This window comes from Sphingomicrobium nitratireducens, assembly GCF_026157035.1.
Lineage (GTDB): Bacteria > Pseudomonadota > Alphaproteobacteria > Sphingomonadales > Sphingomonadaceae > Sphingomicrobium > Sphingomicrobium nitratireducens.
Genome location: NZ_JANJZA010000001.1, coordinates 1,097,616 through 1,122,893, shown reverse-complemented (window position 1 = coordinate 1,122,893; position 25,278 = coordinate 1,097,616). Strand labels below are relative to the sequence as shown.

Genomic DNA, 25,278 nt, shown 5'->3' with positions numbered 1-25,278 from the left:
CCTAAGGGTACCGCCATGGAAACGCGCCGCAGACCGCCACAACTGGCGCTGCTCAAGCAGAAGTCGACGCTGGGGGTGGGCGCGCAGCTCACCATCCGCTTCGTCCTTCTGATCCTTCTGCTCGGCGTCATCATCGCCGTCCACTGGATCGAACGCGACAGTTTCCGCGACAATGTCGACGGCTCGATGAGCTTTGCCGACGTCATCTATTTCACCATGATCTCGGCGACCACCACGGGCTATGGAGACATCGTCCCCGTGACCGAGCGCGCGCGCCTGTTCGACGCGCTCGTCGTGACGCCGGCCCGGATCTTCTTCATCCTGATCCTCGCCGGGACTGCCTATTCGTTCGTGATCAAGAGAAGCTGGGACAAGTGGATCATGCGCCGACTGCAACGTACCCTTGAAGACCATATCGTCGTCGCCGGATACGGCACGTCGGGATCGGAGGCGGTCGCCGAACTGGTCGCGCGCGGCTACGACCCGCGCAAGATCGTCGTCATCGACCAGAATGGCGAGGCGCTGTCCAACGCCGAACGGCTCGGCTGCATCATCATGCAAGCCGACGCCACTCGCGACGAGACGCTCGAGGCCGTGCGCATCCGCAACGCCTCGACCATGATCGTCTCGGCGGGGCGCGACGACACCTCGATCCTCATCACGCTGACCGCGCGCCACCTATGCCCCGACCTGCCCATCAGCGTGGCGGTGCGCGCCGAGGACAACGAGTTTCCCGCGCGCGCCGCGGGCGCCACGACGGTGATCAACCCGGTGAGCTTCGCGGGTCTCCTGCTCGCGGGTTCGGCGCACGGCGCGGGCATCGCCGACTATCTCGCCGACCTTGCCTCGGCGACCGGACGCGTGCGCCTCCACGAGCGCGAGATCGAGAATTTCGAGATTGGCAAGGCGCTGAACGAGGTCGCGATCGGGCTGGGCGTGCGGATCCTGCGCGGCGGCAAGACGATCGGCTTCTGGGAAGAAGGCTCGAAGAGGCTCGAGGCGGGGGACCGCATCATCGAGATCATCCCGGGCGTCGCCTTCCCGCCCTGCCCCGTCCCCTAAGCCCCTCTCGAGACGCCTAGATTTCGCCTTGAAGTGCGCGTAAAGGCGCGCCCAATCATGGCAACCAAGATCCCTTCTCCGCCCCGCGTGGGCATGGTCTCGCTCGGCTGTCCCAAGGCGCTGGTGGATAGCGAACGCATCCTGACCAAGCTGCGCGCCGACGGCTACGACATGTCGCCCGACTATGCCGGCGCCGACGTCGTGCTGGTCAACACGTGCGGATTCCTCGACAGCGCCAAGGAAGAGAGCCTCGAGGCGATCGGCGAAGCCATGGCCGAGAACGGGCGCGTGGTCGTCACCGGCTGCATGGGCGACGAGGCCGAGCTGATCCGCGCGCGCTTCCCCGACGTCCTCGCCATCACCGGCGCGCAGCAGTACGAGCAGGTCGTCGAGGCGGTGCACGACGCCGCGCCGCCGTCTCTGAGCCCTTACGTCGACCTGGTGCCGCAGCCCGACGTCAAGCTGACCCCGCGCCACTACAGCTATGTGAAGATTTCCGAAGGCTGCAACCACCGCTGCGCCTTCTGCATCATCCCCTCGCTGCGCGGCGACCTCGTCAGCCGCCGCCCAGACGCGATCCTGCGCGAAGCGGAAAAGCTGGTCGCTGCGGGGACGAAAGAGCTGCTGATCATCAGCCAGGACACCAGCGCCTACGGGCTCGACCTCAAGCATGCCACCTATCCGCTCAAGGGCGGCGACGTGGTGCGCGCGCACATGGTCGACTTGGCCGAGAAGCTGGGGCAGCTGCGCACGCCGGACGGCGAGCAGCCGTGGGTGCGGCTGCACTACGTGTACCCCTACCCCTATGTAGACAAGGTCATCCCGCTGATGGCCGAGGGCAAGCTGACCCCCTATCTCGACATTCCCTTCCAGCATGCGAGCCCGAAGGTGCTCAAGCTGATGAAGCGGCCGGCCAACGAGGCCAAGGTGCTCGAGAGGCTCAAGACCTGGCGCGCCATCTGCCCCGACATCGCGGTGCGTTCGAGCTTCGTGGTTGGCTTCCCCGGCGAGACCGAGAAGGATTTCCAGTACCTCCTCGACTGGCTCACCGAGGCGCAGCTCGACCGCGTCGGCGCGTTCCGCTTCGAGCCCGTCGAGGGCGCGGCGGCCAACGCCCTGCCCGACGCAGTGCCCGAGGAAGTGAAGGAAGAGCGTTACCAGCGGATCATGGCGCATTGCGCCGCGATCTCGGCGGCCAAGCTCGAGGCCAAGGTCGGCAAGGAAATCGACGTCATCATCGACCTCGTCGACGAGGAAACGGGCGGCGCCACGGGTCGCAGCAAGGCCGATGCGCCCGAGATCGACGGCGAGGTGCACCTGCGCGACGCGCGCCACCTCAAGGCCGGCGATTTCGCGCGCGTGATCGTCGAGGATGCCGACGAGCACGACCTGTTCGGGGTGCCGGTCGGAGGCTAGCGCACCCTGCTAGCGCTGCGTCACCGTCTCGACGAGGTCGCCGCTGTCGATCCAGGTCGCGGGCCGCACGTCGGCCGTGGTTTCACCCAAGACGCGCGCAATATTGTCGAAATAGGCCGGCAGTCCTTCGGCGGAGAGGCCCGGGCCGGTCGCGAGCTGGTAGTGAAGGTGGGGGAAGAGCGAGGTGCCCGACATGCCCGCGCGGGCGACCTTCTGGCCCTGCGCAACGCGATCGCCGACCTTCACCGTGATCGAGCCGGTGCGGAAGTGGCCCATCTGGCTGTATTCGCCATTGCCGTGGTCGATAACGAGATAGTTGCCGAACAGCGCCGCGAGCGGATCGCGCGCGAACAGTTCGGGATCGACCCCGGCCGGCGCGTCCCCCGCCTCGTTGTAGAGCGCGACGACGGTGCCCGCGGCGGGCGCGACGACGTCCATGCCGTAGCTGTAATTGTCGTCCGGCGCGTCCGAGCCGGCGGCGTGGAAATTGCCGTCTTCGTCCGCGCGGACGAAGTCGAAGGAATAGCGGCTCGGGTTCGACGTGATCTCGAGCGCCTTCATCATCGGGCTGCTGAACGAGAAACGGCGGTGGTGGCCGTAGAAATCGTGCCCGTCCCACACCAGCACGCGCCCCTCGACCGGCAGCACGAGGCGGGTTTTCGGCGCGTAGGGCTGCGGCGAGACGGTCATCGTTTCGACGATCTCGTTCTCGTCGGCGTCGAGGAACAGGAATTCTAGGTCGATCCGGCCGATCGGGATGTCGGCGGCGAGCGTGTGGAATGGGTTGTAGAGCGTGTGCGGCTCGCCCGGCGCGAAGGAGGTCGCGGGGAGCGTCGCGATTCCCGGCGAGGCCCCGTTGTCGTTGACCTCGAGCCGCTGGACGATCGCACCCGAGGGATCGCGGACCGCAGCGCGGACCGCGTAAAGCTCGAGCGGGCCGTCGGTTTCGTTGGTCAATTCGATGTCGAAATTGATCGCCTGCCCGAGACGGGTGGTCTCGATCAGCGGTTGCGGCGGGTAGAGGCGGTGCGCGACCGGATCTGCCGCGGCGGGTTGGGTCAGGGCCAAGAGCAGGCTGGCGACGAACATCGATTACTCCAACAGTGTGTTGTGTCCCTAATACACAACTTCCAAAGAGGTGCAAGCGACCATGTCGGGTTCGTCGGCGGAAACGCGACGCTCAGGACCGCGAACAGTCAGACGACGCCCGCGATCAGGAGCAGGTCAGGCGGCGCTGGTCGAGGAAGGTCGGGACGGCGTGTTCCATTCACCGAACTTGGCACGATCCCGGGGTCGATCATGGTCGCCATGCGCGATTGGGACTGCCGAACATATGGACGTGGTTCGGAAGGGCTGATCGTGGGTCTTGCATGGAGCCTTCGCAGCCTCCACTCATTTCCCTGACATGACCGACTTCTCCCCGCTCCTGAAGGCCGACACCGGCCAGGCCGCCACCACTATCCATCTCGTCGACGAGAACAGCTTCGCCGACTGGCGCAAACACCAACCCGCCAACATCCGCGCATTGGTCGATGCGCGGCGCTACGACGGCAAGAAGGCGTATGCCTCGATGATCCTGCCGGGCGAAAAGGACGAGGACTGGTCGGTCATCTCGACTGTCGCCAATGTGAAGGAGCTCTCCCCCTGGTGCCTCGCGCGGCTCGGCGAAGTCCTGCCTGCGGGCAGCTACCGTCTCGCGGGTGATCTCACGCCCGGGCCTGCCGCGCTCGGCTGGCTGCTCGCCCAGCACAAGTTCGACCGCTATCTCACGTCCAAGCCCGAACCCGCCGGCCCGCGCGTGCTGCTGACCGGCAAGGCGGCCGACATCGACCGCACCGTTGCGCTCGCCGAGGCCACCGTCATGGTGCGCGATCTCGTCAACACGCCCGCCGAAGACCTGGGGCCGGCCGAGATCGAGGCGGTCATCTGCGACCTCGGCAAGACTCACGGCGCCGACGTCACCGTCCACCAGGGCGACGGGTTGGCGAAAGACTTCCCGATGGTGCACGCGGTCGGCAAGGCCGCCGCCGCGGGCCGCGAACCGCGCCTCGTCGAACTAGAATGGGGCAACAAGGATGCCCCCCGCCTCGCGATCGTCGGCAAGGGCGTGGTGTTCGATTCGGGCGGGCTCGACATCAAGGCGTCCAAGGGCATGCGCATCATGAAGAAGGACATGGGCGGCTCGGCCCATGCCATCGCGCTCGCGCGTCTGGTGATGACCTTGAAGCTGAAGGTGCGTCTCCACCTCGTCATCCCGACGGTCGAGAACGCCATCGACGGGCGTGCGCTGCGTCCCGGCGACATCATCGCCAGCCGCAAGGGGCTCACTGTCGAGATCGACAATACCGATGCCGAAGGCCGCCTGATCCTTGGCGACGCGCTGGCGCTCGCCGGCGAGAAGGAGCCCGGCCTCGTCATCGATTTCGCGACGCTGACGGGTGCGGCGCGCGTCGCGCTCGGCCCCGACCTTCCCGCCATGTTCGCCAATGACGACGCGGTGGCAACCGCGCTCGAGGAAGCAGGGACCGACGAAGGAGATCCGTTGTGGCGAATGCCGCTGTGGGACGGCTACGACAAGATGCTGGCCTCCGACATCGCCGACATGGCCAACAGCTCCGACAGCGGCTTTGCCGGCTGCATCACCGCCGCCTTGTTCCTGCGCCGCTTCGTCGATGCCGGAACGCCGTGGATCCACTTCGACACGTTCGCCTGGAATCCGTCCGCGCAGCCAGGTCGACCCAAGGGCGGCGAGGCGCTGGGATTGCGCGCGGCGTTCGCGTTGATCGAGGAGCGCTACGGTCGTTAGCCCGTAGTTTGTGTCGCCTGTCCGACACTTCCTCGCCAAGTGGTTGGTTTTTATCGACCAAAATCGAAATGGGAACGCAACAAAGTCGGATTTGGGCGGTTAAATCATCGTACGCGACGTGAAAGGATGGCAAGCGATGAGCGATCTCTCGCTGACCCACTGGATGCGCGCACTGATCGGTTATGTTCGTTCGGGGTCCCCGGATCTCACCAACCGCCAGATGGCGCTGCTCCTCTTGGTCTATCTTACCCCCGGGCCCCATACGGTGCGCGGCCTCGCCCGCTCGCTGGGCGTTTCGAAACCCGTTGTCACTCGTGCCTTGAATACGCTCGGCGGTCTCGGCTATCTGCGCCGCGAACGCGATCAGGACGATCGCCGCAACATTTTCATCGTACGCACACACGACGGGGCCGATTTCCTTGAACAGTTCAAACGACAGCTCCGCCTCGGCGGGAACGGATCGACCGAGCCACGGCGGGTCGAAAAGCGCGAGCCGGTCCTCGTCGCACACAACTGAGGAATTCGGGCTCACCGGTCCGTCCGCGGCGCTGCCCGATCCCCTTACGCACGCCTATCGCAAGGATCTTGCCGACGTCGCCCTCGCGGGCACCGTCATCGCGTCGCATTACGCACAGCCCGTCGCCCGGTCGCTCCGGCGCGATGCCACGCTGCGCAGTGAACCAGACGCGGCCGCCGACGCGGTCACGCAGCTGGAGGAAGGCGCACCGTTCGACCTCCTCGATTCGCGCGGGCACTGGGCGTGGGGATACGGCGGCCCGGACCGGCTTGTCGGCTACGTCCCGATCGAAGCTCTGAGCTAAGGCCCGAAGCCTACTTCCCGCGCTTCTTCCGAAGCGCCCGCCAGCGCGCCGCATTCTCGTTGTGCTCAGCCAGTGTCTTGGCGAACACGTGCCCCCCGCTTCCGTCCGCGACGTAATAGAGCGCGTCGGTCTCGGCCGGCGCCAGCACGGCCTTGAGCGCATCGACCCCAGGATTGGTGATCGGCCCCGCAGGGAGGCCCGCGATCGCGCGGGTGTTGTACGGGTTCGGATCGGCCAGTTCGGACTTGCGGATCATCCGTCCGAGCGGGCGCCCCTTCGTGATCGGATAGATTGTCGTCGCGTCCGCGCCGAGCTTCATGCCGAGCCGCACGCGGTTCGAGAGCACGCCCGCGACCATCGGCCGCTCGTCGGCCTTGGCGGTTTCCTTTTCGACCACCGAGGCCAGCGTGACCGCTTCCTGCGGCGTGGTCACGACGCTGGTCTTGGAACGCGTCGGCCACAATTCCTTCAGCGCCTCGTCCATCGCGGCCGTCATGCGGGCCAGCACCGCTTCGCGGGTTTCGCCGCGCTGGTAGCTGTAGGTGTCGGGAAGCACGCTGCCTTCAGGCGGAAGCGGCGCTTCGCCGACGAGATGGGGCGCTGCCTGCAGTTTTTCCTGCACCAGGACGCTCGGCAATCCCTCCGGGATCGTCACCATGCGCTGGACGGGCGTCGCGTGCTGGACGATGTCGAGAATGTCCGCCGGGCTCGCCGCGGCGGGGATGGCGAACTCTCCGGTGCGGATCGGATCGCTTCCCCCTAGCACGCGCGCCAGCAGGCGCCAACGATCGGGCGACATCGCGATCTGCCCGTCATTCGCCAGTTGCTGGCCGAGACCGGCGATGCTGGTCCCCTCCTCCACGACGACGACCGTCTCCTCCTCGATCGGGCCGTCACCCCACCAGCTGTTGGTGACGAGGAAGAAGGCGAGCAGCAGTAGCCCGAGACCGACGACCAGCGCGCGGATCATATAGGCGTCAGATCTTCTTCATGATCAGCGAGGCGTTGGTCCCGCCGAAGCCGAAGCTGTTATTGAGCACGGCATTGACCTCACGCTTCTTCGCCTCGAGCGGGACGAGGTCGACGCCCTCGGTGCCCTCGTCGGGATTGTGGAGGTTGAGCGTCGGCGGCACGATCTGGTCGCGGATGGCAAGGATACAGAAGATACTCTCCACAGCGCCAGCGCCGCCCAGAAGGTGGCCGATGGCGGACTTGGTCGAGCTCATCGAGGCGCCGCCGATATCGTCGCCGAACAGCCGCTTGACCGCGCCCAGCTCGATCGTGTCGGCCATGGTCGAAGTGCCGTGCGCGTTGATGTAGTCGATATCGCCAGGCTCCATGCCCGCTTTCTTGAGCGCCGCCTGCATCGAGCGGTAGGCGCCGTCGCCGTCGGGGGCGGGCGCGGTGACGTGATAGGCATCGCCCGACAGGCCGTAGCCGACCACTTCGGCGTAGATCTTCGCGCCGCGCGCCTTGGCGTGTTCGTATTCCTCGAGCACGACGACGCCCGCGCCCTCGCCCATCACGAATCCGTCGCGATCCTTGTCGTAGGGGCGCGAGGCCTCGGTCGGGCGGTCGTTGAAGCTCGAATTTAGCGCGCGTGCCTGCGCGAAGCCGGCCACGCCGATCGGGCAGATGGTCGCTTCCGCGCCGCCCGCGAGCATGATGTCGGCATCGCCGTCCTTGATCATCCGCGCCGCGTCGCCGATCGAGTGGGCACCGGTCGAGCAGGCGGTCACGACCGCGTGGTTGGGCCCCTTGAGCCCGTACTTGATCGAGACCTGGCCCGAGATGAGGTTGATGAGGCGGCCGTGGACGAAGTGGGGGCTGACGCGGCCCGGGCCGCGTTCCGCCAGCACGAGGCTCTCGCTCTCGATGCCCGGCAGACCGCCGATGCCCGACCCGATCGAGCAGCCGGCACGCAGCTTCATTTCCTCGCTCATATCCTCGAGCCCGGCATCCTCGATCGCCTGGCCCGCGGCGTCGATGCCGTAGACGATGAACGGATCGACCTGGCGCTGCACCTTGTGGTCGACGCGCTTGTCGGGATCGAACCCGTATTCATGGTCCGCCGGTTTCACCTCGCAGGCGATCTGGCATTTCTGGTCGGAAGCATCGAAACGGGTGATCGGTCCCGCGCCGCTCTTTCCGGCGAGGATATTCTTCCAGCTCGTCTCGACGTCGCCGCCCAGCGGCGTCACCAGCCCGAGACCCGTCACTACGACACGGCGCATGCATTCATCCTTCTTGGCGATAAACGAAACAGGCCCAGCCCCTCGGTCTCGCGAGAGCGCTGAGCCTGTCCTTGTCTTCCTCCTGGCCGCCCTTGATGGCAGGCCACCCCTCGTCCAGGCTCAGGGTAACGGAGAAGGGCTTAGCCCTTGTTGTTCTCGATATAGTCGATCGCGTCCTTGACGGTCGTGATCTTCTCCGCGGCATCGTCGGGGATTTCCACGCCGAACTCTTCTTCGAACGCCATCACCAGTTCGACGATGTCGAGGCTGTCCGCGCCCAGATCATCGATGAAGCTCGCATCCTCGGTGACCTTGTCGGCGTCGACGCCGAGATGGTCGACGACGATCTTCTTCACCCGATCCGCAGTCTCGCTCATAAAGATTCCTCCGTTAGAATTTGCGCCTGCCCTAGCCGCCCCGCGCGGCCACGGCAAGCCTGTCGACAGCGTGCCCCGCTTTCCCTAGCGTCGCCGCCATGTCCGACCGCCGCCCCCTCACGCCAGGCGAGATCGATCTCGCCCGCTCCATGTTCGGTGGCGAGATCGACTATGCGCGGGTCGAGATCGTGCGCAGGAAATGGTGGCCGCTCCAGCCCAGAGGGGTCGTCATGGCGCCGACGGGCAATATCCACTTCCACCCGCAATCCGAGCGCTATTCCGACGATTTCTCGAAGGAGAATCTCGGGCTCCAGGGGCTCTTCATCCACGAGATGACCCATGTCTGGCAGACCCAGCGCGGTGGCCGCTGGTTCCTCCCGCTCGCCCGCCATCCGTTCTGCCGCTACGCCTACGAGGTCAAGCCCGGGCGCCCGTTCGACCGGTACGGGCTCGAGCAGCAGGCCGAGCTGGTGCGGCATCTCTTCCTGCGCCAACGTGGCCGCAAGACGCCGCGCGACACCGAAATCGCGGTTCTCGGCGCCGATTTTCTCCCGTTTCGCGGGGTTTAGCGTCGTTTTCCGACCTGTTGCAGGAATGTGACGCGGAGCGGCGAATTAACCATTCTGTCCGAATTTGCCTTTGTGAAAAGGCCCGCGTGACTCATCCTTTCCCCCTACGCGACAAACAGGGGAGTTTCGCGATGAAGATCACCAATTTCGCAACGCGCCTGCTGGCCGGTTCGGCCATGGCGGCGCTTCTGTCGGTACCCGCGTACGCCCAGTCGACCGAAGAGCAGAAGGCGCAGGTCGCCAATACGCCCGAGGAAACCAACGAGGGCGTCATCATCGTGACGGCGACCAAGCGCGCCTCGACGGTGCAGGACGTGCCTTTCTCGATCAACGCGCAGACGGAAGAAGACATCCAGCGCGCGAACGCGTCGACCATGGAAGACCTCTCGCGCGATATCGCAGGTCTCTCAATCCAGAACCTCGGACCGGGGCAGAGCCAAGTGTCGGTTCGCGGCGTGTCGGCCGGCCAGGTCATTCGCGACCAACCGGGCGTCAAAGAGCAGGTCGGCGTCTATCTCGACGAATCGGTCATCTCGCTGTCGCTGTTCACACCCGACTTCGACCTGTTCGATCTCAACCGCGTCGAGACGCTGCGCGGTCCGCAAGGCACGCTGTTCGGTTCGGGCAGCGTCGGCGGCACGCTGCGCTACATCACCAACCAGCCCCGTACCGACCGCATGGAAGGCACGATCGAGGGCAATATCAACATGGTCGAGGAGAGCGATGTCGGCGGCCACTTGAAGGCCGCGATCAACGTTCCGCTCAGCGACACGCTGGCAGTGCGCGCAGTCGGCTATTTCCAGCAGTTCGCGGGATTCATCGATTCCGTCGGCCCGTTCAATAAGGAAAACGTCAACGACGGCAGCCGCGTGGGCGGACGCCTTTCGCTGCTGTTCGAACCGTCGCCGAACGTGCGGATCACCCCGCGCATCGTCTACCAGGAACTCAAGACCAACGGCTTCAACCGCCAGGAATTCTTCAACCTCTACTCGAACGAATTCACGACGCCGTCCTACACCTATGGCGAGCGTGAACAGTATCTGCTGGTCGAGGAAGGCTTCGACGACGAGACGCTGCTCGCGGATCTCACCGCAAGCTTCCAGTTCGGCGGTGTCGAATTGACGTCGATCTCGAGCTTCATGGACCGCGACATCGTGGTCAGCCGCGACGCCAGCGCGCTCACCGGCAGCATCTCGGTCGACTTCGGCTTCTCTGACGACGTCGTCAACCTGCCTTCGAACCTGGTCGACACGACGGATCTCAAGAGCTTCACACAGGAAGTGCGGCTCGCGTCGACCGGCGCGGGCCCTCTCCAGTGGGTCGTCGGCGCATTCCACTCGGAAGTCGATCGCGACTACGGGCAGTTCCTGCCGACCCCGGGCTATGCCGACGTTATCGATGCGGCTGGCGCTCCGGGTGACGCGGAAGCGGCCGCCGGACCGTTCGACCCGGATTCGCCGTACAACTCGGTCGTGCCGTTCGATATCCGTCAGGACGCGATCTTCGGCGAGGCGAGCTACGAGTTCGGCAAGCTGACCGCGACTGCGGGCCTGCGTTACTTCGACTTCAAGGAATCTCGCTCGCTGCTGTTCCAAGGCTTCTTCACCGGTCTTTCGGTGCTCGAACAGGAAACCTCCTCGGACGGGTTCAACCCGCGCTTCCTCTTGAGCTACGAAGCGACGCCGAACCTCAACATCAACGCGCAGGTTTCCAAGGGCTTCCGCCTTGGCGGCGTCAACGATCCGCTCAACGAACCGCTCTGTACGGATGACGACATCGCCATCTTCAAGCCGTTCGCGGGGAGCTACGAAGACGAGTCGTTGTGGAACTACGAAGCCGGGGTGAAATATTCCCGCGGCAACGTCACGTTCAACTCGGCGGCCTTCTACACCGATATCAAGAACCTCCAGACGACCATCGACGCGGGCAGCTGTTCGTCGCGCATCGTGTTCAACGCCGAAAAGGCGCACACGATGGGTGTCGAAGCGGAATTCTCCGTCAGCCCGGCCGACGGTCTCGACCTGTCGCTGTCCGGCTCGCTGGTGGAAGCCGAGTTCGACACGAGCCTGCCGGGCGATCTTCCGTCGATCACCGGCATTCGTGACGGAAACCGCCTGCCGAGCGTGCCGAAGTTCCAGATGGCGGCGAGCGCCTACTACCAGCAGCCGCTTTCGAGCCGTGCCGACTGGTTCGTATCGGCGAGCGTCCAGCACGTAGGCTCGCGCTACACCCAGCCGGCCGACCAGGAACGCAATCCCCGCGACTTCCCGCACGAACTGATGTTCAACGGCATGGACGGGACCGAAGTGACGACGGTCGATCTCGAACTGCCCAGCTACGAGCTCGTCAACTTGTCGGCGGGCGTCAAGCTCTACAACGGGCTCGACGTGTCGCTCTACGTCAACAACCTGCTCGACGAGAACGCGCTCATGTCGTTCGACCGTGAGCGTGGCGGGCGTGCCCGTCTCGGCTACAATATCGGTCAGCCGCGCACGATCGGCCTGACGGTGCGCAAGCAGTTCTAGCGTCATCCGTCACCGCGAAACGAAAGGGCCGGGGGCACGCGCTCCCGGCCCTTTTCATTTGCGATCGAGGCTGGCGGCGCGGCGAATGTCCTTGTCGCGCCCGAACATGTGAAGCAGCGCCTGGATCTCGCGGCGACCGGGCACGTACAGCGGCATGTCGCGCACGCGGATTTCCTTGCGGCTCTCGATGAAGACCCGGCCCCAGTGGTCGCCGTGGCGAACCTCGAGCCCCGCCATGAACTCGACGCGGACGGGCGGGCGCGTCCAGTGTCCGTAAAAATGCGAGCGGAACTGCTCGTGCCCGTCTCCCGCGATGTTTTGAAGACCCAGTCGTGCGAACAGCGGCTCGGCGTCGGGCTCGGCAAGGAGGATGTCGATATCCTCGACCCGGTCCTTCTCGCCGCCCTGCAATGCGACGGCGGCCGAACCGATCACCCACCAGCGCGCACGCGCATTCGCCATGGCCATCCCGGCCATGACCAGGCTTTCCTCGAGCGCGGGGCTCAGGGCTTCCTCGCCACCCCGACCATCGCCGGACGCAGCAACCGGTCCTTGAGCTTGTAGCCGGGCTGCATCTCCTCGACGATAATGCCAGGTTCGGCGTCGTCGGTCGGGATTTCCACCATCGCCTGGTGGACGTTGGGGTCGAGTTCGAGCCCCTTGGCGGGGACGCGCTCGATGCCCTGGCGCTGGAAAATGGCATCGAGTTCGCGCAGCGTCGCCTCGATGCCCTCAATGAAGCTCTTGGCGCGGCCTTCGCGTGCTTCGTCGGGCACATGGCTCAGCGCACGCTCGAGATGGTCGCGCACGCTCAGCATCTCGCGCGCGAAACCCGAGGCGGCGTAGGCGGCCGCGTCGGTCTTTTCCTTCTCCAGCCGGCGGCGCACGTTCTGCACCTCGGCGGCCGCGTAGAGCGTCTTCTGCTGCGCTTCCTCGAGCTGCGCTTCCAATTCGGCCACGCGATCGTGCTCGGCCAGCTCGGGCGAGCCTTCGGCGGTCTCGTTGCGGATTTCCTCCGCTTCGTCGTGAAGATCGTGTTCGTCGTTCATCATTGCATCCGTCTGGTAAGCGCTTCGGCGGTAAAGTCCACCATCGGGACCACCCGCGCATAGTTCAACCTCGTGGGTCCGATCACCCCGACAACGCCCACCACCTGCCCGTCGCTCCCGCGATAGGGCGCCGCGATGACGCTCGAGCCGGATAGTGCGAACATCCGGTTCTCGGACCCGATGAAGATGCGGCAGCCTTCGGCCTCGCGCGCATCGTCGAGCAGGCGCGCGATATCGCGCCGGTCTTCCAATTCTTCAAGGAGCTGGCGCACGCGTTCGAGATCGGCGGTGGCGTCTTCGTCGAGAAGGTTGGCCTGCCCCGAGACGATCAGCACCGGCCGGTCGGCCCCGTCCTTGCGCCATTCGGCGAGCCCCTTGGCGACCAAGGTGGCCGCGGCGCGGTCGAGCTGTTCGCGGCGACTGGCGATCTCGGCGGCGAGCCGCCTGCCCGCTTCCTCGAGCGTCAGGCCCGAAAGCCGCGCGGAGACGTAATTGCCGATTTCGGTCAGCGCGAGCGGGCTGAGGCCGGGTTCGACCTCCATCACGCGGTTTTCCACCTCGCCCCCCTCGCCCACCAACACGGCGAGCGCGCGCGCCTCGTCGAGCGGGACGAAGCTCAGCTGTCGCAGGCGCAATTGCTGCTTGGGCGCAGTCACCACGCCGGCGCAGCAGGACAGGCCCGAAAGCGTCTGCGTGGCGGCGCGCAGCGCCTCTTCCACGCTGCGCCCCTCGATCTCGCGCTCGATCGCCTCGCGGGCATGCCTTGGCGGCAGGCTCGCCTGCATGATGCCGTCGACGAACAGGCGCAGCCCGATCTCGGTCGGCATGCGGCCCGCGCTGGTGTGCGGGTGGGTCAGGAGACCGCGCTCCTCGAGCTGGCTCATCACCCCGCGCACCGAGGCGGGCGAAAGCTGGACACGCTCGGAAATCGCCTTCGAACCGACCGGCTGGCCGCTGTCCAGATAGGCCTCGACGACCTGCGCGAAAATGTCGCGCATGCGGGTCGTCAGGGCGGTAATCGGCTCGCTCATGGGGCCGATGTAGGGTCGGACGGGCGAATGCTCAACGCCCTGCGATCATCGCCCCGATCGGCAGGTGGCGCGGTGCCGCGCGAAGCGCCTCGAACATGGCGGCGTTGCCCTCCATGTCGCAGCCGTAATAGGCGCTCAGCCGGTCGCTTCCGCCGGAATCGGTCCAGCGTACGACGACACCGTCGAGGTCGGTCGCGATCCTGCCGTTGCAGGCGCCATCGACTAGCGACCGATCGCCGTCGGGCCGCCACGGCGCGAGGGTCGCCGCGAAGGCGTCGAACTGGCCGCGCGTGACCGTGAAATGGTGGATGCCGAGCGCGCTTACGTGCTCCTTGCCTTCGAACGTGCCCACGCCGTCGGACGATACGGTTACCTCGTAGACCGGGCAGGCACCGAAACAGTTCTGGGTCTCGTAGGAAATCACCTGCGGCCCCTCGGGGGCCGGCGGAATGGCCATGCAGCCGGCAGTCGTCGCGGCAAGGCCCAGGGCGATCAGGATACGCATTGCACTCTCCCTTCCCTCGCGAGCCTAGCGGGGCTAGGGCGAAGCGCAACCAACAAGGAGAATTGCATGCGCCCGTCTGGCCGCGCCCCCGACGAATTGAGGACGCTCACCATCGAACCCGGTTTCACCAAGCATGCCGAGGGTAGCTGCCTCGTCAGCTTCGGCGACACGCGCGTGCTGGTCACCGCGTCGGTCGAAACACAGCTGCCGCCCTGGCTGCGCGGCAAGGGCAAGGGATGGGTGACGGGCGAATACGGCATGCTCCCGCGTTCGACCCACACGCGCGGCAATCGCGAGGCGGCGCGCGGCAAGCAGTCGGGCCGCACGCAGGAAATCCAGCGCCTGATCGGCCGCAGCCTGCGCGCGGTCGTCGACCTGAAGAAATTGGGCGAGCGGCAGGTCACGCTCGACTGCGACGTGATACAGGCCGATGGCGGCACGCGCACCGCGTCCATCTCGGGCGCGTGGGTGGCGATGCGCATCGCCATCGACAGATTGCTCGAGCAAGGCGCGATCGAGCACGATCCCATCGAGACGCAGGTCGCCGCGGTCAGCTGCGGCATCTTCGAGGGCACCCCGGTGCTCGACCTCGACTATGCCGAGGATTCGAGCGCCGATTCGGACGGCAATTTCGTGCTCACCGGCGACGGCAAGATCGTCGAGGCGCAGATTTCCGCGGAAGGCGACCGGTTCGACGAAGAAGGCCTGCTCCGCCTGATGCGGCTGGCGCAGATCGGGTGTAACGAGATTTTCGAGGCCCAGCGCAAGGCGACCGGCAGATGAAGAAAATCGGCGAAAAACTGGTCATCGCGACCCATAACGAGGGCAAGCTTCGCGAAATTCGCGAACTGCTCGCCCCCTACGGCATCGATTGTGTCGGTGCCGCCGAGGCCGGGCTTCCCGACCCGGAGGAGACCGGGGTGACCTTCGTCGACAATGCCGAACTCAAGGCGCGCCAGGCCGCCGACCTGTCGGGACTGCCCGCGCTTGCCGACGATAGCGGCCTGGCGGTCGACGCGCTTCACGGCGATCCCGGCGTGCGCTCGGCGCGATGGGCCGAGGACAGCGAGGGCAAGCGCGACTTCGGACGCGCGATGGAAAAGGTCTGGAACGCCGTCGAGGATGCGGGCGACGACGCCGGTCACGACGCCCATTTCGTGTGCGCGCTCTCGCTCGCCTGGCCCGACGGGCGCATCGAGACGTTCGAAGGCAAGGTATTCGGTACGCTGTGCTGGCCACCGCGCGGCGACCAGGGGTTCGGCTACGACCCGATGTTCGTCCCCACCGGGCATGACATCAGCTTCGGCGAAATGGACCCTGCGGCCAAGCACGCGATGAGCCATCGCGCCGACGCGTTCGCCAAGCTGGTCGCCTGGCTCGACGCCTAGTCGAGCCTGACGCCGTCCTTGTTGCCGGGCGGCGAATAGCGGCAGACGAAATAGTCCTTGTCGCGCGAGGAGGCGAGCGCGCAGCCGACATGGGTGGTCGTAGGCCAGATGATCTGAGTGTAGTGGCCGACGTCGTACCAGTCGCCCGAGCGACTGTTGTTCGGGAACACGCCCGAGCGAAACAGGCGCACCTCGTCGGTGAAGCTGCCGACCATCTCGTGATAGGTGAAATAGCCGCGCTGTCCGCGCCAGATATTCTCGCCCTGCTTCTTGCGGCGCCCGGGCGTCCTGTCGTGCCCGAACTGCCCGGTGCGCGCCATGTAGCTAGCATGGCCGTAGGCCTCGTCCGCCAGCGTCTCGTCCCACTGGAGCGGCCCCAGCCCGTGCATCGCGCGGGCGCGGTTATGTTCGGCGATCGTCTGCAGGCGCAGATGGTCCTCGCCACGATGTGCCATGTTGGAAGCGGCGGCGGGAATTGCCAGCGCCATCAGTCCCAAGCCCATGAAACTCCTCGACAACATGGCCCCATGCTGGCGCGCGAGGGTTAACAAATGCCTGTTCGCGCGAGCCTTGCGGCGCTAGGGCGCGAGGCGACCATGGCCGCCCCCATCGCCCCATCCCAGGAAGAGCCGCTCGCGCTCTACGTCCACTGGCCCTTCTGCGTCAGCAAATGCCCGTATTGCGACTTCAACAGCCATGTCCGCGAGCGCGTCGACGAGGATGCGTGGCGCAAGGCCCTGCTGGCCGATCTGGCGCACGAAGCGGCGCTGACCGAGGGGCATCGACTGACCAGCATCTTCTTCGGCGGCGGCACGCCGTCGCTGATGGATCCGCGCACCGCCGAGGCGGTGATTGCGGCAGCGCGCGACGTCTGGCCGGTCGCCGAGAATCTCGAGATCACGCTCGAGGCCAATCCCAACAGCGCGGAGGCTGCGCGCTTCGCCGACCTCGCTGCGGCGGGCGTCAATCGCTTCAGCCTCGGCATCCAGCGCTTCGACGATGAAGCCCTCGCCTTTCTCGGCCGCGCCCATTCGGCCGACGAGGCGATGCGCGCCCTCGACATGGCGCAAGGCGCCGCCGACCGGGTCAGCTTCGACCTCATCACCGCGCTTCCCGGCGACACGGTGGAAGGCTGGGAAAGGACGCTGCGCCATGCCCTCTCGCTCGGCACCGAACATCTCTCCATGTACCAGCTCACCATCGAGCCCGGCACCCGGTTCGAAACGATGGTGCGCAAGCAGGACTTCACCCCGCTCGACGAGGACACGTCCGCGGAAATCTTCGAGCTGACGCAGGACGTCGCCGAGGCGGCGGGCATGCCGGCCTACGAGATTTCCAACCACGCCCGGCCCGGTGCTGAGAGCCGCCACAACCTCGCGTACTGGCGCTACCGGCCTTACGTCGGCATCGGTCCCGGCGCGCATGGACGGCGCGGCGGCATGCGCACCTTTCGCCATAAGAAACCCGAGAACTTCCTCTCTGCCGTCGCGCGCAACGGGCACGGGCTGCGCGAGGAAGAGGCGCTGACCCCGCTCGAAGCTGGGCGCGAGGCGCTGGTGATGGGGTTGCGGCTGGCCGAGGGGATCGACCCGGGCGCGCTGGCGCAGCGGCTCGGGGCGCCGCCGCTCCTCGACGAGGAAGCGACCGACCGCCTCGTGGCGCAGGGCCTCCTCGCGCGCGAGCACGGCCGGGTGCGACTGACGCCGCCGGGCCGGCTGCTGCTCGACGCGATCCTCGGGGAAATCGCCGCCTAGAAGGCGCTCGCCGCGGGGTCCGCGACCGCGGTTCCCGTCTGGGTGACCCGGCGGATCTCCAGCGCGCGCTCGGCGACATTGTCGCTGCCGAAGCGGAAGATGCCGTCGACCCCGCCGAACCCGTCCTTGTCGCGCAATTCGCCGACCGGGAAGCGCCCACCCGCGGGCCACTGGCGCGCGAGGCGCACGGTTAGCAGGACCGCGTCATAGCCGAGACTCGACAGGCGATAGGGCGCGGCGTTGTACCGTGCGCGGTACCGCGCCGAGAGCTGGTCGAATCGACCGTCGGGGACCGAAGCGTAGATCGCGCCGCGTAGCGCCGGAACGCTGCCGAGGTCGCGATCGGCGGCCCACAATTCGTTTCCGATCAGGCGGCCGGTCAGCTGCAGCCTGGGCGCGACCGACTTGGCCACCGCGCCGCCGTCACCAATCACGATCGCGTCGATTGTCGAAGCCTTGCCGTTGAGACGACCGATCGCGGCATCGATCGCGCTGCGCGAGCGCTCGTACGTCTCGAGCGCGGCGACTTCGCCGCCGCTGTCGTTGACGGTCTTGAGGAACGCGTTGACCGAGCGCTGGCCGTAGAGGCTGTTGGGAATGAGCCCCGCAAAGCGCTTGACGCCCTGCGAGCGCGCGAACTTCACCGACCGGGCGATCGACTGGGTCGGGGTGAACCCCATGATGTAGACATTGTCGCCCGCCACGCCCTCGTCGTTCGAGAAGGCGATCACCGGCACGCCGCCAGCCTTGGCGATGGGGCCGACCGCGCGGACATTTTCCGACAATAGCGGGCCGAGGATCAGGCGATTGCCCGCCGCGAGCGCCGCATTGGCCGCGCCTTGTGCGCCGCCGCTGGCCGCCGTGTCGTAGATCGTCAGGCGGATCGATTCTTCCTTGCTGTCGAGCAGCGCCATCTTGGCGGCATTGGCGATCGAATTGCCGACCGCGGCATTGTCACCGGTCAACGGGACGAGCACCGCGACGTTGTTGCGCGCGCCAGGCGTCGGAGTGACCGTGCCGGGCGTCGGCGTGGGCGTGGAGATATCCGTCTTGGGTCCCGTCTGGCAGGCACCGAGACCCAGCGCAGCCGCCGCTCCCAGACCAAGCAGAAACGACCGACGAGCTTGCCTTTTTGCCAGAGATGCCATGATGTCCTTCTTCACATGAACCAGCCTTTCCCCCCCGGCCTGTATATCGTCGCCACGCCAATCGGCAATCTTTCCGACCTCACCGGGCGCGCAGCCGAAGTGCTAAAGGGTGCCGATCGCGTGCTGGCCGAGGACAAGCGCGTCACCGCAAAGCTGCTCCACCATATCGGCGCCAAAGTGCCGATGACGGCCTATAACGACCATAGCGACGCGTCCCTGCGCGAGACTGTCGTCGCCGACCTTCACGACAAGGTCGTGGCGCTGGTGAGCGACGCGGGCACCCCGCTCATTTCCGATCCGGGCTACAAGCTCGTGCGGGCAGCGCGCGCGGCGGGCGCGGCGGTCCACACCATCCCCGGCCCCTCGGCCGTCATCGCGGCGCTGACGCTGGCGGGACTTCCCACGGATCGCTTCCTGTTCGCGGGTTTCCTGCCGCCCAAGGCGAAGGCCCGCGGCGATGCGCTCGCCGAGCTGGCGGGACTTCGCGCCACGTTGGTCTTCTACGAAAGCGGGCCGCGCCTTGCCGCCAGCCTCGCCTCGATGGCCGAAGCGCTCGGCAACCGCGAAGCCGCCGTCGTGCGCGAGATCAGCAAGCTCCACGAGGAGACCGTGGCCGGCTCGCTCGCCGAACTCGCCGAGCGCTACGAAGGCGCCCCGCCCAAGGGCGAGATCGTGGTGGTGGTTTCCCCGCCGACCGCGCCACAGGCCGCCAGCGATACGGACCTCGATGCGGCAATCGACGAAGCGCTCACCCGCCTCAGCCCGAGCCGGGCGGCCGCCGAAGTCGCGGAACGCCTCGGTATCCCGCGAAAGCGCGCCTACGCCCGCGCGCTCGAAAGGGCCGGGAACTGAACGCGCGCCGCGACGCCGAAGCGCGCGGGCGGCGCAGCGAGACGATCGCCGCCTGGTGGCTGCGCCTGAAGGGCTGGCGCATTCTCGATACGCGGGTGCGTACGCCTGCGGGCGAGATCGACCTCGTCGCGCGGCGCGGGCGCATCGTTGCCTTCGTCGAGGTGAAGGCACGGCCGACCATCGAGGAAGCCCGCCGCTATCTCGATGCACGCGCCCTGCAGCGGGTCGCGCGCGCCGCCGAAGTGCTTGCCCCCCGCTATGCACGCGAAGGCGACGACATCCGCATCGACGGACTGCTGTGCGCGCCCAAAAGCCTGCCGCGCCACCTTCAAAACGTCTGGCACGGGTGACAAGCGCCCGCTTTGGCCCTACCCGCTGAGCCATGAGCCTGACCGTCGCCGTCCAGATGGACCCCATCGAGACCATCGCCATCAAGGGCGATTCGACCTTCGCGCTGATGCTCGAGGCGCAGGCGCGCGGACACGAGCTGCTCGAGTTCCAGCCCAGGCACCTCAGCTACGAGGATGGCCGCGTCTACGCCGCCGCGCGCCCGGTCTCGGTGCAGCGGGTCGAGGGCGACCACGCCACGGTGGGCGAGCGCAAGCGGATCGACCTCGGACGGGATAGCGACGTTGTGCTGATGCGCCAGGACCCGCCCTTCGACATCGGTTACATCACCGCGACCTACCTGCTCGAGCGCGCCGCGCGCGAAACGCTGGTGCTCAACAATCCTGCCGCGGTCCGCGACGCGCCCGAAAAACTGTTCGTGCTCGATTTCGCCGACTTCATGCCGCCTACGCTGATCACGCGTTCGCTGGACGAGGTTCGCGCCTTTCACGACAAGCATGGCGACATCGTCCTGAAGCCGCTCCACGGAAAGGCGGGCGAAGGCGTGTTCCGCGTCCGCGAGGACGGCGCCAACCTTGCCAGCCTCGCCGAACTGTTCGGCACGATCTGGAAGGAGCCGTTCATCGCGCAGGCCTTCCTCCCCGCGGTCAGCGAAGGCGACAAGCGCATCATCCTCGTCGACGGCGAAGTCGCGGGCGCGATCAACCGCATCCCGGCCAAGGGCGAAATCCGCTCCAACCTCGCTGCAGGCGGGCGGGCGGAGAAAGTGTCGCTGACGGCCCGCGAACAGGACATCTGCGCTAGCCTCGGCCCGATCTTGCGCGAACGCGGGCTGCTGTTCGTCGGGATCGACGTCATCGGCGGCATGCTCACCGAGATCAACGTCACCTCGCCCACCGGCATCGTCGCGCTCGACCAGTTCGAGGGAAGCAACACGGCGGGCATGATCTGGGACGCGATCGAGGCGAAACTGTCCGCATGAGCGACTGGGTCGTCCAGCTGATCGAGCAGTCGTCCTATCTCGGCATCGCCTTCCTGATGCTGCTCGAGACCGTATTCCCGCCGATCCCGTCCGAACTCATCATGTCCATCGCGGGCATCAAGGCGGGCCAGGGGCAGCTCGATTTCGTCTGGGTTGTCGCCGCGGGCACGACGGGCGCGATGCTCGGCAACATCTTCTGGTATCTTGTCGCGCGCGCGCTCGGGCTCCAGCGATTTCGCCCCTTCGTCGAACGGTGGGGCCGCTGGCTGACGTTGACCTGGAAGGAAGTCGAGCGGGCCGAGAAATGGTTCGCGCGCCATGGCGGCTTCTTCGTGATGATTGGGCGCATGGTGCCCACAATCCGAAGCCTCGTGTCGGTCCCAGCGGGCCTCCTCAAGATGCGCTTTCGCACCTTCGTCATCGCCTCGACCCTCGGTACCGCGTGCTGGACCGCCCTTCTCGCCTTCGCGGGGTTCAAGCTGGGCGAGAATTTCGAACAGATCGACGTCTATCTCGGCCCACTCTCCAACGCGGTCATCGTGGTGCTGGGCCTAGGCTATGCGTGGCGGGTGTGGACGCATCGCAATGTCGGGAAAAAGAGCCGGAACGACTAGGTTTCCGGCGCATGTCGGCCAATTTTCGATCCCGAGAATTCATCCGTTCCGGTGATTTAGGACGGCGTTAACCCCGTGCCGCGCCAGTGGGTCTCGCCCGCTTGCGGGTCGGTCGCGTCTGGTCCCGCGATCGTTCGCGATCCCGGTGCCTGCCCGCTCCCCCGCCCGGGCACCGGGGTCGCCTTTGACGATCGCTTAGGCGCGAGGATGCGCGTTGCGCCACACGTCGAGCAGCCGCGCCGCATCCACCTTCGTATAGATCTGGGTCGAGGAGAGGCTGGCATGGCCGAGCAGCTCCTGCAGCGAGCGCAGGTCGGCGCCGCCGGACAGGAGGTGGGTCGCGAAACTGTGGCGCAGCGCGTGCGGGGTCAGCGTATCGGGAAGGCCCAGCTGGTGGCGCGCGTTGCGCACGGCGCGGCGCACCATGTCGGGCGACAATTCGCCCCCGCGAACGCCCCTGAACAACGGATCGCTTGGCGCCAGCGGCCAGGGGCAGTCGTCTGCATAGGCCGCGATCGCCTCGCGCACCGCAGGCACGAGCGGCACGACACGCGTCTTGTTGCCCTTGCCCGTCACCCGCAGCGTCGGCCCGAGGGGAAGGCAGCTGGCGCGAAGGCCGGTCGCTTCGGACACGCGCAATCCCGCGCCGTAAAGCAGGAGCAGGATCGCAAGATCGCGCTTGCCCGCCCAGTCGAGCCGGGCGAGGTCGCGTGCCTCATGGGCGAGCGCGATCGCCTCGTCGGGCGCGGCGGGACGCGGCAATGTCCTGGGGCGCTTGGGCGCGCGCGTGCGGGGCACTTGGGGCGTATTGCCGGCTTCCTCTGCGGCGAAGGTCAGGAAACCGCGCACCGCCGACATCTCGCGCGCTGCCGACGAGGCGCCCAGTCCCGACGCACGGCGGTCGGCAAGGAAGGCGCGCAGGTCGGCGGCAGAGAGCGCCAGCAGGCCGAACCGTCCGATCTCCTCGCCGCGATGTCGGCCCAGAAACTCGATGAAGCGATGCGCGGTCGCCACGTAGGCGCGCACCGTATGCGGGCTGCGGCGACGGTCGTGTGACAGGTGATCGGCCCAGCGCCGCGCGGTCGCGCGTGCCGGATGGTCATCGTCCCCGCTCAGTCGGTACCCCTCAGCCACCGCGAGATGATAGCATCGAGGCTGCGTCCGAGAAAGGCGAGCAACGCCTCGCCTTCGCCCGCGGCAAGATCGCGCCCGGCACGTTCGCCGATGAGGAGGACGCCGAAGGGCGTGCCGCAGCCGCGCTGGCCGATGCGGATCGACGCTTCGCTGGCGATGGACGCGGCATCGGGCCCGAATAGCGGGTCACCCTGTCCGCCGCTGCGCAGGAGCACGGGCGCGGCACGCTCGTGCGCCCTGGCGACCCATTCGCGTTCGAGCGCGAACGTCCCGCTGGGGTCCACACGAAACGCCTTGTCGCCGACGACGAGCGCAATGGTCGCGCAGTCGATCCCGAGCAGCCCCGGCCAGTCGCGCGTGACGACGGCGAAGGAGTCCTCAAGCGTCGGCGCGGCCATCAGCGCCAGTACCGCCTCGTGAATCGCCGCGGTCGCGCCGGCGTGACCGCGCGCGAAGGCGATGAGGTCGGCGCGTGCCGCCTCGGCCTCGCCGAGACGGTCGCGCAGGCGGGCCACCGCCCGCTCCTCGAAGGGAATCACCCGTGCCATCGCGCCAGCATGGCGCGGCAAGGTTAATTTCCGGTGCTCAAAGTCGCGCTTGCAGGGGCCGGCGCGAGATAATCCTTGACCGCCTCAAAGTTCAGCGGGCGCCCGAGAAAGGCCTCGATCATCGCATCGGGCGACCGCTTGCCGCCCGAACGCAGCACCTCGTCTCGATAGGCGTGCGCGGTCGCCTTGTCGTGCATCCCTGCCGCGGTGAAGCGCGTCTGCAGGTCGAGCGCGATCGCCTTCGACCAGTCGTAGGTATAGTAATTGGACGAATAGCCGTAGAGGTGGCCCCACATGCCGAGGAACGCCCCCTCGCCGAGCGGCACCATCAGATAGTCGGTCATCGCCTTGCGGAACACCGCCACGACGTCGACCGGAGGCGGGGTTTCGTACAGCGCAAGCGAGGCCGCGGACAATGCCAACCCAGTTCGCATCGACTGCGCACGGCCGAAACGGCGCGCGAGGTTGGCGCGCTCTACCAGCGCTTCGGGGATCGTCTCGCCCTCGGCATTGCGCGCAAAGGTGGCGAGCGTGGGATAGTCGAACGCCCATTCCTCGAGGAAGGTCGAGGGCGCCTCGCCGAAATCGCCGGGCAGCGCCGAGCGTGATTGCATCGCATAGGGCTGGTGATCGGAATACATCTTCTGCACGAGGTGCCCGAACTCGTGCAGGAAGGTCACCGCCTCGCCATGGTCCATCTGCCCGGCCTTGGAGAAATTGGTGATCAGCGCGGCGACCGGCAGGTCGCCATCGCGCATGCCCTGGCGGATCGAGAATTGCGCGGCATGGTTGAACTTGCCCTCACGCGGGTAGAGGTCGAGATAGAAGCGGCCGAGCGTGCTGCCGTCCTCGTCGCGCATCTCCCAGGTGGTGACGCTCTCGTCCCACACCGGGGTAGCCCACGGCGCGAAGGTCGCGCCGAACAGGCTTGTCATCAGGTCGAAGATGCCCTGCCGGGTCGCGTCGGTCGTGAAATATTGCCGCAGCTCGGCGGCGTCGACGCGGTGGCGCTGACGGTCGAGCTTGTCGGTGAAATAGGGGATGTCCGACCATTCGAGCGTGTCGATCGTCGGGTCGATCGTGCGCGCGAACTCGGTCAATTCGGCCAGTTCGCGCGTCGCGATGTCCTTCGATAGCGCGCCCATCTGCTCGAGAAAGTCCCATGCCCGTTCGGGCGATCCGATCATCCGGTCGGACATCGAGGCAGCGGCGTGGCTGTCGAAGCCGAGCAGCTTCGCGCGCTCGGCACGCTTGTCGATCAGCGCTTCAAGCACCGGCTTGTTCTCCGGCCAGGCGACGTCGAGCATCGCGCGGACGGCCGCGCGCCGGGTTCCGCGCAGGTCTGCGAACTGGATCACCGGCTGGATGTCGGGCGCAGCCGTGGTCACCACCACCAACCCGTCGTCGTCCGCGGGATGCGCTTCAAGCCAGTCGGCCGGCAACCCGACGAGCGCGGCCGGCGAAAATCGGATCTTGCCCTGATTCTCGGCGATGTTGCGCCCGAAGTCCGCGCCGAGCCCGGCGATTTCCTTTTCGAGCGCGGCAATTGTCGCGCGCGCCTCCGGGGCCAGCGTCACCCCCGACAATCGCATCGAATTGAGCTGGTCTTCAAAGCCGTAGCGCAAGTCCTCGGGAATGCTCTGCATCGGGATCGCCGACAGGCGCGCGTAGATCGCCGGCGACAGGAACAAGTCGGTGTCGAATGCCGCCGCGCGCGTCGAACAGGCGATCGCCGCGTCGCGGATCGCCTTGTCCTTGTTGGTCGCGCCGATGACATCGTTCTCGCCATAGACCGCCCGCACAAGTTGGAGCAGCCGGTCGTGGGCAACGAGGTCCTTTTCGAGGCTTGCCGGCCCGGTTTGCGCCTCGAGCCGCGCCTTCCCCGCCTCGAGCAGTGCCATCCCCTCGTCGCAGCGTGCGGACACTGCGGCGGCGTCCTTGGGCACCATCGGCAGCGCGGCGGTAAAGGCATCGACTTGATCGCCCGTCGCGGCGTGCGCGGACGGAACGAGGCTCGCCGAAGCGAGGAAAAGGGCAACGAGATGACGCATGGCAGACAACCCCCTGACGGCCGGGACGGCCGGATCGTCGCCAGCTTAATCCAGGTTAGGCCGA

27 protein-coding genes are annotated in these 25,278 nt (G+C 66.8%); 14 read left to right on the top strand and 13 right to left on the bottom strand.

All coding sequences use genetic code 11. The annotated features are described in order from the left end of the window. Positions 1-15: 15 nt before the first annotated feature. Together NNY25_RS05780 and rimO are read left to right on the top strand one after the other, a co-directional pair. Positions 16-1,062 carry a potassium channel family protein gene (locus tag NNY25_RS05780; protein ID WP_265570402.1) on the top strand — a complete coding sequence of 349 codons (1,047 nt, stop codon included), beginning with the start codon at positions 16-18 and terminating at the stop codon, positions 1,060-1,062. 57 nt (positions 1,063-1,119) lie between these two features. Further along, complete coding sequence (gene rimO / locus NNY25_RS05775) at positions 1,120-2,478, top strand: 30S ribosomal protein S12 methylthiotransferase RimO (RefSeq protein ID WP_265570401.1); 1,359 nt, start codon at positions 1,120-1,122, stop codon at positions 2,476-2,478. A 9-nt stretch (positions 2,479-2,487) separates the two neighbouring features. Here the strand turns inward: rimO and NNY25_RS05770 are convergent, their stop codons facing one another. Then, complete coding sequence (locus NNY25_RS05770; protein ID WP_265570400.1) at positions 2,488-3,567, bottom strand: M23 family metallopeptidase; 1,080 nt, start codon at positions 3,565-3,567, stop codon at positions 2,488-2,490. A gap of 316 nt (positions 3,568-3,883) precedes the next feature. On the opposite strand from NNY25_RS05770, the gene NNY25_RS05765 reads away from it, so the two are divergent. The 3 genes from NNY25_RS05765 to NNY25_RS05755 all read left to right on the top strand — a co-directional run bounded on the left by NNY25_RS05765 (position 3,884) and on the right by NNY25_RS05755 (position 6,105). Then, on the top strand, positions 3,884-5,284 hold the full coding sequence (locus NNY25_RS05765) for a leucyl aminopeptidase family protein (RefSeq protein ID WP_265570399.1): 1,401 nt from the start codon (positions 3,884-3,886) through the stop codon (positions 5,282-5,284). Positions 5,285-5,447: 163 nt separating this feature from the next. Continuing rightward, positions 5,448-5,801 carry a MarR family transcriptional regulator gene (locus NNY25_RS05760; protein WP_265571487.1) on the top strand — a complete coding sequence of 118 codons (354 nt, stop codon included), beginning with the start codon at positions 5,448-5,450 and terminating at the stop codon, positions 5,799-5,801. Then, positions 5,704-6,105, top strand: coding sequence for a hypothetical protein (locus tag NNY25_RS05755; protein ID WP_265570398.1), 402 nt, complete (start codon positions 5,704-5,706; stop codon positions 6,103-6,105). The genes NNY25_RS05760 and NNY25_RS05755 overlap by 98 nt, the downstream gene beginning before the upstream one ends. A 10-nt stretch (positions 6,106-6,115) precedes the next feature. Here NNY25_RS05755 and mltG read toward each other — a convergent pair whose 3' ends face one another. The 3 genes from mltG to NNY25_RS05740 form a co-directional block, all read right to left on the bottom strand. Beyond that, entirely contained in the window at positions 6,116-7,075 is a 960-nt protein-coding gene (gene mltG / locus NNY25_RS05750; RefSeq protein ID WP_265570397.1) for an endolytic transglycosylase MltG, read from the bottom strand. 7 nt (positions 7,076-7,082) lie between these two features. Continuing rightward, the gene (fabF, locus tag NNY25_RS05745) at positions 7,083-8,339 is read right to left on the bottom strand and encodes a beta-ketoacyl-ACP synthase II (protein WP_265570396.1); all 1,257 of its coding nucleotides are present in this window, start codon (positions 8,337-8,339) and stop codon (positions 7,083-7,085) included. A 140-nt stretch (positions 8,340-8,479) separates the two neighbouring features. After that, positions 8,480-8,716 carry an acyl carrier protein gene (locus NNY25_RS05740; protein ID WP_265570395.1) on the bottom strand — a complete coding sequence of 79 codons (237 nt, stop codon included), beginning with the start codon at positions 8,714-8,716 and terminating at the stop codon, positions 8,480-8,482. 98 nt (positions 8,717-8,814) lie between these two features. On the opposite strand from NNY25_RS05740, the gene NNY25_RS05735 reads away from it, so the two are divergent. Together NNY25_RS05735 and NNY25_RS05730 are read left to right on the top strand one after the other, a co-directional pair. Beyond that, the gene (locus NNY25_RS05735; RefSeq protein WP_265570394.1) at positions 8,815-9,285 is read left to right on the top strand and encodes a vgr related protein; all 471 of its coding nucleotides are present in this window, start codon (positions 8,815-8,817) and stop codon (positions 9,283-9,285) included. A gap of 131 nt (positions 9,286-9,416) precedes the next feature. Next, positions 9,417-11,810 carry a TonB-dependent receptor gene (locus NNY25_RS05730; protein WP_265570393.1) on the top strand — a complete coding sequence of 798 codons (2,394 nt, stop codon included), beginning with the start codon at positions 9,417-9,419 and terminating at the stop codon, positions 11,808-11,810. 54 nt (positions 11,811-11,864) lie between these two features. On the opposite strand, the gene NNY25_RS05725 is transcribed toward NNY25_RS05730, so the two are convergent. Genes NNY25_RS05725 through NNY25_RS05710 form a run of 4 tightly spaced genes read right to left on the bottom strand, consistent with a single transcriptional unit; the run spans position 11,865 to position 14,395 of the window. After that, a complete protein-coding gene (locus tag NNY25_RS05725; protein ID WP_265570392.1) occupies positions 11,865-12,287 on the bottom strand; it encodes a hypothetical protein in 423 nt (140 codons plus the stop codon). Positions 12,288-12,313: 26 nt separating this feature from the next. Continuing rightward, positions 12,314-12,862 carry a nucleotide exchange factor GrpE gene (gene grpE / locus NNY25_RS05720; RefSeq protein WP_265570391.1) on the bottom strand — a complete coding sequence of 183 codons (549 nt, stop codon included), beginning with the start codon at positions 12,860-12,862 and terminating at the stop codon, positions 12,314-12,316. Further along, positions 12,859-13,890 carry a heat-inducible transcriptional repressor HrcA gene (gene hrcA, locus NNY25_RS05715; RefSeq protein WP_265570390.1) on the bottom strand — a complete coding sequence of 344 codons (1,032 nt, stop codon included), beginning with the start codon at positions 13,888-13,890 and terminating at the stop codon, positions 12,859-12,861. The genes grpE and hrcA overlap by 4 nt, the downstream gene beginning before the upstream one ends. 31 nt (positions 13,891-13,921) lie before the next feature. Beyond that, positions 13,922-14,395 carry a DUF6438 domain-containing protein gene (locus tag NNY25_RS05710; protein ID WP_265570389.1) on the bottom strand — a complete coding sequence of 158 codons (474 nt, stop codon included), beginning with the start codon at positions 14,393-14,395 and terminating at the stop codon, positions 13,922-13,924. Positions 14,396-14,461: 66 nt separating this feature from the next. On the opposite strand from NNY25_RS05710, the gene rph reads away from it, so the two are divergent. Both rph and rdgB read left to right on the top strand, forming a co-directional pair. Beyond that, complete coding sequence (rph, locus tag NNY25_RS05705; RefSeq protein ID WP_265570388.1) at positions 14,462-15,178, top strand: ribonuclease PH; 717 nt, start codon at positions 14,462-14,464, stop codon at positions 15,176-15,178. Then, positions 15,175-15,783 carry an RdgB/HAM1 family non-canonical purine NTP pyrophosphatase gene (rdgB, locus tag NNY25_RS05700; protein WP_265570387.1) on the top strand — a complete coding sequence of 203 codons (609 nt, stop codon included), beginning with the start codon at positions 15,175-15,177 and terminating at the stop codon, positions 15,781-15,783. Before rph ends, rdgB begins: the two co-directional genes overlap by 4 nt. Here rdgB and NNY25_RS05695 read toward each other — a convergent pair. After that, positions 15,780-16,286: a CAP domain-containing protein gene (locus NNY25_RS05695; protein ID WP_265570386.1), complete on the bottom strand. Its 507-nt coding sequence runs from the start codon at positions 16,284-16,286 to the stop codon at positions 15,780-15,782. The two genes, rdgB and NNY25_RS05695, sit on opposite strands and share 4 nt — an antisense overlap. Positions 16,287-16,334: 48 nt before the next feature. Here NNY25_RS05695 and hemW point away from each other — a divergent pair, with 48 nt between their 5' ends. Further along, positions 16,335-17,537: a radical SAM family heme chaperone HemW gene (hemW, locus tag NNY25_RS05690; RefSeq protein WP_420854317.1), complete on the top strand. Its 1,203-nt coding sequence runs from the start codon at positions 16,335-16,337 to the stop codon at positions 17,535-17,537. Here hemW and NNY25_RS05685 read toward each other — a convergent pair. Beyond that, positions 17,534-18,685 (bottom strand): penicillin-binding protein activator, encoded by a 1,152-nt coding sequence (locus tag NNY25_RS05685; RefSeq protein ID WP_265570385.1) that lies wholly within the window; start codon positions 18,683-18,685, stop codon positions 17,534-17,536. The genes hemW and NNY25_RS05685 overlap by 4 nt on opposite strands. Positions 18,686-18,700: 15 nt before the next feature. Between NNY25_RS05685 and rsmI the strand changes: the two genes are divergently transcribed. From rsmI to NNY25_RS05665, 4 genes are read left to right on the top strand one after another with little or no spacing between them, the layout of a single operon-like run. Beyond that, on the top strand, positions 18,701-19,537 hold the full coding sequence (rsmI, locus tag NNY25_RS05680) for a 16S rRNA (cytidine(1402)-2'-O)-methyltransferase (RefSeq protein ID WP_265570384.1): 837 nt from the start codon (positions 18,701-18,703) through the stop codon (positions 19,535-19,537). Continuing rightward, positions 19,534-19,887: a YraN family protein gene (locus NNY25_RS05675; protein WP_265571484.1), complete on the top strand. Its 354-nt coding sequence runs from the start codon at positions 19,534-19,536 to the stop codon at positions 19,885-19,887. Before rsmI ends, NNY25_RS05675 begins: the two co-directional genes overlap by 4 nt. A gap of 32 nt (positions 19,888-19,919) precedes the next feature. Continuing rightward, complete coding sequence (gshB, locus tag NNY25_RS05670) at positions 19,920-20,867, top strand: glutathione synthase (RefSeq protein WP_265570383.1); 948 nt, start codon at positions 19,920-19,922, stop codon at positions 20,865-20,867. After that, positions 20,864-21,481, top strand: a complete 618-nt coding sequence (locus NNY25_RS05665) for a DedA family protein (RefSeq protein WP_265570382.1) — start codon at positions 20,864-20,866, stop codon at positions 21,479-21,481. Before gshB ends, NNY25_RS05665 begins: the two co-directional genes overlap by 4 nt. A gap of 195 nt (positions 21,482-21,676) precedes the next feature. Here NNY25_RS05665 and NNY25_RS05660 read toward each other — a convergent pair whose 3' ends face one another. Genes NNY25_RS05660 through NNY25_RS05650 form a run of 3 tightly spaced genes read right to left on the bottom strand, consistent with a single transcriptional unit; the run spans position 21,677 to position 25,214 of the window. After that, the gene (locus NNY25_RS05660) at positions 21,677-22,615 is read right to left on the bottom strand and encodes a tyrosine recombinase XerC (protein WP_265570381.1); all 939 of its coding nucleotides are present in this window, start codon (positions 22,613-22,615) and stop codon (positions 21,677-21,679) included. Continuing rightward, positions 22,594-23,163 carry a DUF484 family protein gene (locus NNY25_RS05655; RefSeq protein WP_265570380.1) on the bottom strand — a complete coding sequence of 190 codons (570 nt, stop codon included), beginning with the start codon at positions 23,161-23,163 and terminating at the stop codon, positions 22,594-22,596. Before NNY25_RS05655 ends, NNY25_RS05660 begins: the two co-directional genes overlap by 22 nt. A 23-nt stretch (positions 23,164-23,186) precedes the next feature. Next, positions 23,187-25,214, bottom strand: coding sequence for a M3 family metallopeptidase (locus NNY25_RS05650; protein ID WP_265570378.1), 2,028 nt, complete (start codon positions 25,212-25,214; stop codon positions 23,187-23,189). Positions 25,215-25,278: the final 64 nt, after the last annotated feature.

Excerpts from the sequence above, each read along its gene's own strand:
- NNY25_RS05780 (WP_265570402.1), top strand. The coding sequence starts at position 16 with ATGGAAACGCGCCGCAGACCGCCACAACTGGCGCTGCTCAAGCAGAAG.
- rimO (WP_265570401.1), top strand. The coding sequence starts at position 1,120 with ATGGCAACCAAGATCCCTTCTCCGCCCCGCGTGGGCATGGTCTCGCTC.
- NNY25_RS05770 (WP_265570400.1), bottom strand. The coding sequence starts at position 3,567 with ATGTTCGTCGCCAGCCTGCTCTTGGCCCTGACCCAACCCGCCGCGGCA.
- NNY25_RS05765 (WP_265570399.1), top strand. The coding sequence starts at position 3,884 with ATGACCGACTTCTCCCCGCTCCTGAAGGCCGACACCGGCCAGGCCGCC.
- NNY25_RS05760 (WP_265571487.1), top strand. The coding sequence starts at position 5,448 with ATGCGCGCACTGATCGGTTATGTTCGTTCGGGGTCCCCGGATCTCACC.
- mltG (WP_265570397.1), bottom strand. The coding sequence starts at position 7,075 with ATGATCCGCGCGCTGGTCGTCGGTCTCGGGCTACTGCTGCTCGCCTTC.
- fabF (WP_265570396.1), bottom strand. The coding sequence starts at position 8,339 with ATGCGCCGTGTCGTAGTGACGGGTCTCGGGCTGGTGACGCCGCTGGGC.
- NNY25_RS05740 (WP_265570395.1), bottom strand. The coding sequence starts at position 8,716 with ATGAGCGAGACTGCGGATCGGGTGAAGAAGATCGTCGTCGACCATCTC.
- NNY25_RS05735 (WP_265570394.1), top strand. The coding sequence starts at position 8,815 with ATGTCCGACCGCCGCCCCCTCACGCCAGGCGAGATCGATCTCGCCCGC.
- NNY25_RS05730 (WP_265570393.1), top strand. The coding sequence starts at position 9,417 with ATGAAGATCACCAATTTCGCAACGCGCCTGCTGGCCGGTTCGGCCATG.
- NNY25_RS05725 (WP_265570392.1), bottom strand. The coding sequence starts at position 12,287 with ATGGCCGGGATGGCCATGGCGAATGCGCGTGCGCGCTGGTGGGTGATC.
- grpE (WP_265570391.1), bottom strand. The coding sequence starts at position 12,862 with ATGATGAACGACGAACACGATCTTCACGACGAAGCGGAGGAAATCCGC.
- hrcA (WP_265570390.1), bottom strand. The coding sequence starts at position 13,890 with ATGAGCGAGCCGATTACCGCCCTGACGACCCGCATGCGCGACATTTTC.
- NNY25_RS05710 (WP_265570389.1), bottom strand. The coding sequence starts at position 14,395 with ATGCGTATCCTGATCGCCCTGGGCCTTGCCGCGACGACTGCCGGCTGC.
- rph (WP_265570388.1), top strand. The coding sequence starts at position 14,462 with ATGCGCCCGTCTGGCCGCGCCCCCGACGAATTGAGGACGCTCACCATC.
- rdgB (WP_265570387.1), top strand. The coding sequence starts at position 15,175 with ATGAAGAAAATCGGCGAAAAACTGGTCATCGCGACCCATAACGAGGGC.
- NNY25_RS05695 (WP_265570386.1), bottom strand. The coding sequence starts at position 16,286 with ATGGGCTTGGGACTGATGGCGCTGGCAATTCCCGCCGCCGCTTCCAAC.
- hemW (WP_420854317.1), top strand. The coding sequence starts at position 16,335 with ATGCCTGTTCGCGCGAGCCTTGCGGCGCTAGGGCGCGAGGCGACCATG.
- NNY25_RS05685 (WP_265570385.1), bottom strand. The coding sequence starts at position 18,685 with ATGGCATCTCTGGCAAAAAGGCAAGCTCGTCGGTCGTTTCTGCTTGGT.
- rsmI (WP_265570384.1), top strand. The coding sequence starts at position 18,701 with ATGAACCAGCCTTTCCCCCCCGGCCTGTATATCGTCGCCACGCCAATC.
- gshB (WP_265570383.1), top strand. The coding sequence starts at position 19,920 with ATGAGCCTGACCGTCGCCGTCCAGATGGACCCCATCGAGACCATCGCC.
- NNY25_RS05665 (WP_265570382.1), top strand. The coding sequence starts at position 20,864 with ATGAGCGACTGGGTCGTCCAGCTGATCGAGCAGTCGTCCTATCTCGGC.
- NNY25_RS05655 (WP_265570380.1), bottom strand. The coding sequence starts at position 23,163 with ATGGCACGGGTGATTCCCTTCGAGGAGCGGGCGGTGGCCCGCCTGCGC.
- NNY25_RS05650 (WP_265570378.1), bottom strand. The coding sequence starts at position 25,214 with ATGCGTCATCTCGTTGCCCTTTTCCTCGCTTCGGCGAGCCTCGTTCCG.